The organism is Frankia sp. AiPs1 (genome assembly GCF_023716945.1).
GTDB lineage: Bacteria > Actinomycetota > Actinomycetes > Frankiales > Frankiaceae > Frankia.
Genome location: NZ_JAMQQF010000398.1, coordinates 1 through 5,554 on the forward strand (window position 1 = coordinate 1; position 5,554 = coordinate 5,554).

Here is a 5,554-nt window from a genome sequence, read left to right on the forward strand (position 1 = left end):
GGGGGGGGCCGGCGAGGCCCTCGACGCGGCCGGGGACGACCGGGCGCTGCGCCGCGCCCTGCTCGCCCAGCTCGCCGTCCTCACCGCGATGTCGGGCGACCTGGAAGGCGCCCGCATCCACCTCAAGGCCGCCGAGGAGATCGTCCACGATCTGCGGGCCCCGCGGGCCGATCCGTTCCACGGCGGGTTCATCGTCGCCCGAGTCGCCCTGCTCGCCGACGAGCTGACCGTCGCCGAGCGGGAGCTGCGCCGAAGCTGCCGGGCCCTGTCCCGGATGGGGGAACGGGCGCTGCTGGCCAACCGCGCCGCGGCGCTGGCCGACGTGCTGGTACGCCTCGGCAAGGTCGACGACGCCGGCAAGTACGTGACCCGCTGCCGGGACGCCGCCGCGGCCGATCAGCTACCCGCCCAGGCCGGCTGGTGCGGAGTGCACGCCAGGCTGCTGTCCCTGCGCGGCCGGGATACGGAGGCGCTGCGCTTCGCCGACACCGCCGTCGACCTGACCGGGCGTACCGACGACGTCGACGGGCAGGGTCACGCGCTGCTGTCGCGGGCCGAGGTGCTCTACCGGGCCGGGCGCAAGGACGACGCCGCGGAGAGCATGGAGGCCGGCATCACCCGATACCTGCACCGCGGCAACATCGCGGCGGCGAATCTCGGGCGCCGGCTGTTCGAAACCCTCGACCGGCCGCCGTCGCTGTCCGGCTGAGAGCCAACGAGCCGAGGGCCGAGGAGCCGGGCCGAGCAGCCGAGAGCCAAGGAGCCAGGGGCCGAGGCGCCAAGGGCCCGAGGGACGCGTCAGGCGGTCAGCGCAGCAGGCCGCGCAGTCGGGCCTGCTCCTGCAGCCAGTGCAGCTCCTGGGCCCACAGCCGCAGCCGCTCGACCGCGGCAAGCTGCCGGGCGAGCGCCTCGGCGACCGCCGGCCGGCTCAGCGCCTCGACCCCTGCCGGCGACCACTGCCAGTCGGCCTCCTCCTCGCAGGCCCGCCGGTAGGCGGCGCGGCGCAGGACGATCTCGGCGAGGGCGTAGTCGACCTGCTCGGTAAGCAGGTGAAGCCGCGCCAACAGATCCGCATCACCGACCCCGGGACGGCCGCTGTAGGCGGGCAACGGTACGGGCCGCACAGACATATTGGTCGAAGCGTACGAGCGAACCGCCCGCGGGAACAGTGCCGGGGGTGGACAGATCGGTGACCTTCCACCCCACCTCGGGGGATACCCGGGTCGGGTGAGATGGCCGCCCGGATGTGAGCAACCCGGATCGGAGGGAAGGCATACGGTGCGGCGCCGGCGGCGTCGATCGGATCCGTAAGTCGGCCTGGGGGTCTTTCGGTGAGTCTCACACCACCCGTCCTGCTGATGGTGCTTGGATTTCCGCTTCTCGTCATGGCTGGAATGCTGATGATGGGTGGGATCGAGAGAAAGTTGATCGGTTCACGCAGCATGCTGTCCCGGGTGACCGAGGAGGCCGCAGCCGCGGTCGGGGCGGCGGCGGGCGGCACCGAGAACCCCGCCGGCGGCGGGCTCCCGCCGTATCCGGCACTTGTGGGCCCCTTCCGGACAGACAACATCCCGACCGCCCCCCTCCGCTTCACGCTACGGACAGTGATGTCGGACGATGGCGTCCGCGCTCCGCGGAACACCCCGGCACCCGGCCTGGCGCCTGCCCTGGCTCCCAGCCTGGCGGCCGCGGTGGCAAGCTCCGCCGCGGTCTCGGCCGCCCACACCCACCGGCTGGACCGCACCCAACCTACACCCGGTCCGACCTCCCCGCCGCTGGCGGGCTGACCCCGCCAGCGGCCGGCCTCAGCGTCGGCGAGCGCCCTCGCCGACGCTGAGGCGACCGTCGAGACCGGTCTCGCGCACCAGGGCGGCGAACGCCGGGGTCGGCGACGAGATCCGCAGCTCGCAGTGCACGCGGCGGAGCAGCAGATCGGCCCGGAGCAGGGCGGCGAGCCCCGGGATGTCGATCGAGCGCAGGCCCGCGACGTCCACGGTCACCGTCCCGCCGCCCCGGCCCAGCAGCTCACCGATCTGCTCCCGGAACCGCAACCGGCCGGCGGTGTCGAGCTCACCGGCGAGCTCGATGACCACGTCCTCGCCCGACCGGCGCACGGACATGGTCAGGGCTCCGGCGTCGACCCGCATGCTGCCGCCCCCCGAAGCCCTCGTCACCGTGCGGGGCCGACCCCCCGAACTGTTTACGGAGAGTAACATGCGGGGGTCGACCCGACGCCCGACCGACGCCCGGCCGGCAGCCCTCAGGCGCCGCGCAGGCGCCTGATCAACGCGTTCGTCGAGCTGTCGTGGCGCGGCTGCGAGTCCGGGGCCGTCAGTTCCGGCACGATCCGCCCGGCAAGCACCTTGCCGAGTTCGACACCCCACTGATCGAAGCTGTTGATGCCCCAGACGGTCCCCTGGGTGAACACCTTGTGCTCGTACAACCCGATGAGCTGCCCGAGCACGAACGGGGTCAGCTTCGGGGCAAGCAGGGTGTTGGTCGGCCGGTTACCCGGGAACGTCCGGTGCGGGACGAGTTCGGGTGCGATCCCCTCCGCCGCCACCTCCTCGGCGGTCTTGCCGAAGGCGAGGGCCTCGGTCTGGGCGAGAAAGTTGGCCAGTAGCAGCGCGTGCTGATCCGGGCCGTCCGCCGGTCCCACACCGGGGTGGTTCGGCTGCGCGAAGCCGACGAAATCGGCCGGGACGATCGTCGTTCCCTGGTGCAGGAGCTGGTAGTAGGCGTGCTGGCCGTTCGTCCCCGGCGTTCCCCAGACAATCGGGCCGGTCTGGGCCCGCACGGGCCGGCCGGCGAGATCGACGCTCTTGCCGTTGCTCTCCATGTCGAGCTGCTGGAGATAGGCGGGAAAACGGCCGAGGTACTGGCTGTAGGGGAGGACGGCGTGCGCGGTCAATCCGTGGAAGTCGCGGTACCACAGGCCGATCAGGCCGAGGAGAACGGGCAGGTTCCGCTCGAACGGCGCGGTCCGGAAGTGCGTGTCCATCGCGGCGAACCCGGCCAGGAACTCGCGGAAGGCCGCCGACCCGATCGCGATCATCACGGACAGCCCGATCGCCGAGCCGACCGAGTACCGGCCGCCCACCCAGTCCCAGAACTCGAACATGTTCTCGGTGTCGATGCCGAACTCCGCAACCTTCTCGGCATTCGTCGAGACCGCGACGAAATGCCGGGAAACCGCGTCCTCAGAGAGCGCCGCCGTCAGCCAGGAACGGGCCGCCCGCGCGTTGGCGAGCGTCTCCAGGGTGGTGAACGTCTTCGACGCGACGATGAACAGGGTCCGCGCCGGGTCGAGGTCGACCGTCGCCTCCCAGACGTCGGTCGGGTCGACGTTGGAGACGAACCGGGCCGCGATCCCACGGTCGGAGTAGTCGCGCAGCGCGTCGTATGCCATGGCCGGGCCCAGATCGGAGCCACCGATACCGATGTTGACGACGGTGGTGATCCGCTCGCCGGTCGCGCCGCGCCACGCCCCCGAACGCACCTTCTCCGCGAACGCGGACATCCGGTCGAGCACCCGGTGCACCTCGGGCACCACGTCCACGCCGTCGACCTCGATGCGGGTTCCCGCCGGGGCCCGCAGCGCCACATGCAGCACCGGCCGGTTCTCGGTGATGTTGATCCGCTCGCCGCGAAACATGGCCTCGATGCGCTCGGCGAGCCGGGCCCGCCGGGCGAGCGCCACGAGCAGCTCGACGGTGCGCGTCGTCAGCCGGTTCTTCGAGAAGTCGAGATAGAGACCGTCCGATTCGGCGGTGAACTCCTCACCCCGGGTGGGATCGGCGTCGAACAGACCCCGCAGCGACACCTCGGACATCTCGCGTAGATGCGCGGTCAACGCCGCCCATTCCTCCGTCGCGGTGATGTCGGGCGGAGCCGCCGCCGGGGCAGCGGGCTCGGTTGTCGACATGACGTTGAGACGCCCTTCCTCGCAGGTTCAACACGTGCCGCCACAAGCACCATCGGTGCCCGGGCAGGTCATCCGGACTCCTACCCGTCAGCCCGACACCTGTCGCCTCATCCGGACCGTGGCGGCGCCGACACTCGTCGACCCCAGCAGCATGCACATGTCGCCGATCCGACGTCGCGGGGCGCCCCCGGACGGGCGGCGGAATGGGAAGGTCGGGGTCGTAGGATCGCCAGGAACCCGACGAAGGCGTCATTGCAGGCCAGGATGCAGCGCTCGGGACCGGGACGGCGGTACGGCGGGGTGCCCGATGGCGTTAGCGGACGGATCTGAACCTTGTTGATTGACAGATCACTCGTGGAGGCGGCGCTTCCGGGTTACACCGTCGAGGGCGACCTGGGCCGGGGGGGCTACGGGCTCGTGCTCGCCGGGCAGCACCGGCTCATCGGCCGCAAGGTCGCCATCAAGATCCTCCTGGACACCTCCGACGACCCCGACCTGCGCGCCCGCTTCCTCTCCGAGGCCCGGGTACTGGCCGAACTCGACCACCCGCACATCGTGCGCATCCACGACTACGTGGAGCACGAGGGCACCTGCCTGCTGGTGATGGAGCTGCTCTCCGGCGGCACTCTCAAGCAGCGGATCACCGCGGGTCCGGTGTCCCCGGAGACGACCTGCTCGATCGGCCTGGCCGCCGCCGCGGCCCTGACCAACGCGCACAAGCAGGGTGTGTTGCACCGCGACGTCAAGCCGGACAACATCATGTTCGCCGGGGACGGCCTGCTCAAGGTCACCGACTTCGGCATCGCCAAGATCTTCGACGGCGCGGAGACGACCGCCAGCGCGATCCTCGGCACCCCGCGGTACATGGCCCCCGAACAGATCATGGGCGTCCGGCTGTTCCCGTCGACCGATCTCTACGCCCTCGCCGGGGTGCTCTACGAGATGATCGCCGGCCGGCCCCTGTTCGGCCGCCAGATGTCGGTGCAGCCGCTCACCCACCACCATCTGACCGTCATGCCGGAGCCGCTGACCACGGTCCCGCCGCCGATCTCGGCCGTGATCATGCGGGCGCTGGCGAAGGACCCGAACGCCCGGTTCGCGGACGCGACCGACTTCGCCCTCGAACTCGCCCGCGCCGGCAGCCGGGCCTTCGGGCCGAACTGGCTGTCCCGGTCAGAGATCAAGGTTCAGGTGGACGACGAGATCCGGGAGGCGGCGCTCGGCGTATCGACCACCCCGCGGCCGCCAGTCCCGGGCACGCCGGGCTACCCGGCCGGATCCGGCCCGGCCCGGCCCGGCTACCCGGCCGGTCCGGGCGCGTTCGGTAACCCCGCCGGCGCCGGCGGCCCGGGTCGGCCCAGCAGACCCGGCGGACCCAGCGGCTGGAGTGGTTCCGGTTCCGGGCCTGGGGCTGGGGCTGGGGCACCTGGGGTGGGTGGCTACCCACCGCCCGGCGGCTACCAGCGGCATCCCGGCATGCCAGTCGGCGGCGGAGGTCAACCCGGTCCCAGCGGCCCCAGTGGCCCCAGTGGCCCCAGCGGTGCCGGCGGGTTCGGCGGTCCCGGCGGGCTCGGGGGCCCCGGGAGCACCGGGTTCACCGGCGCCCCCACCGTGCGGCCTGGCCAGGGG

Annotated in this window: 5 protein-coding genes and 1 pseudogene; 3 read left to right on the plus strand and 3 right to left on the minus strand. The window is 72.0% G+C overall.

Annotated elements, in window-relative coordinates; translation table 11 throughout:
* Nucleotides 1-709, plus strand: a pseudogene (locus ND748_RS23825) (guanylate cyclase); the annotation flags it as partial.
* Between the two features lie 97 nt (nucleotides 710-806).
* On the opposite strand, the gene ND748_RS23830 reads toward ND748_RS23825, so the two are convergent.
* On the minus strand, nucleotides 807-1,064 hold the full coding sequence (locus ND748_RS23830) for a hypothetical protein (protein ID WP_251748191.1): 258 nt from the start codon (nucleotides 1,062-1,064) through the stop codon (nucleotides 807-809).
* A gap of 267 nt (nucleotides 1,065-1,331) precedes the next feature.
* On the opposite strand from ND748_RS23830, the gene ND748_RS23835 reads away from it, so the two are divergent.
* Entirely contained in the window at nucleotides 1,332-1,787 is a 456-nt protein-coding gene (locus tag ND748_RS23835) for a hypothetical protein (protein ID WP_251748192.1), read from the plus strand.
* Between the two features lie 18 nt (nucleotides 1,788-1,805).
* On the opposite strand, the gene ND748_RS23840 is transcribed toward ND748_RS23835, so the two are convergent.
* On the minus strand, nucleotides 1,806-2,147 hold the full coding sequence (locus ND748_RS23840) for an STAS domain-containing protein (RefSeq protein WP_251748193.1): 342 nt from the start codon (nucleotides 2,145-2,147) through the stop codon (nucleotides 1,806-1,808).
* A 113-nt stretch (nucleotides 2,148-2,260) separates the two neighbouring features.
* Entirely contained in the window at nucleotides 2,261-3,925 is a 1,665-nt protein-coding gene (gene pgi / locus ND748_RS23845) for a glucose-6-phosphate isomerase (protein ID WP_251748194.1), read from the minus strand.
* 333 nt (nucleotides 3,926-4,258) lie between these two features.
* Between pgi and ND748_RS23850 the strand changes: the two genes are divergently transcribed.
* Nucleotides 4,259-5,554 (plus strand): serine/threonine-protein kinase (locus ND748_RS23850; protein ID WP_251748195.1); only part of this gene is annotated, 1,296 nt, incomplete at its 3' end.

Excerpts from the sequence above, each read along its gene's own strand:
- ND748_RS23840 (WP_251748193.1), bottom strand. The coding sequence starts at position 2,147 with ATGCGGGTCGACGCCGGAGCCCTGACCATGTCCGTGCGCCGGTCGGGC.
- pgi (WP_251748194.1), bottom strand. The coding sequence starts at position 3,925 with ATGTCGACAACCGAGCCCGCTGCCCCGGCGGCGGCTCCGCCCGACATC.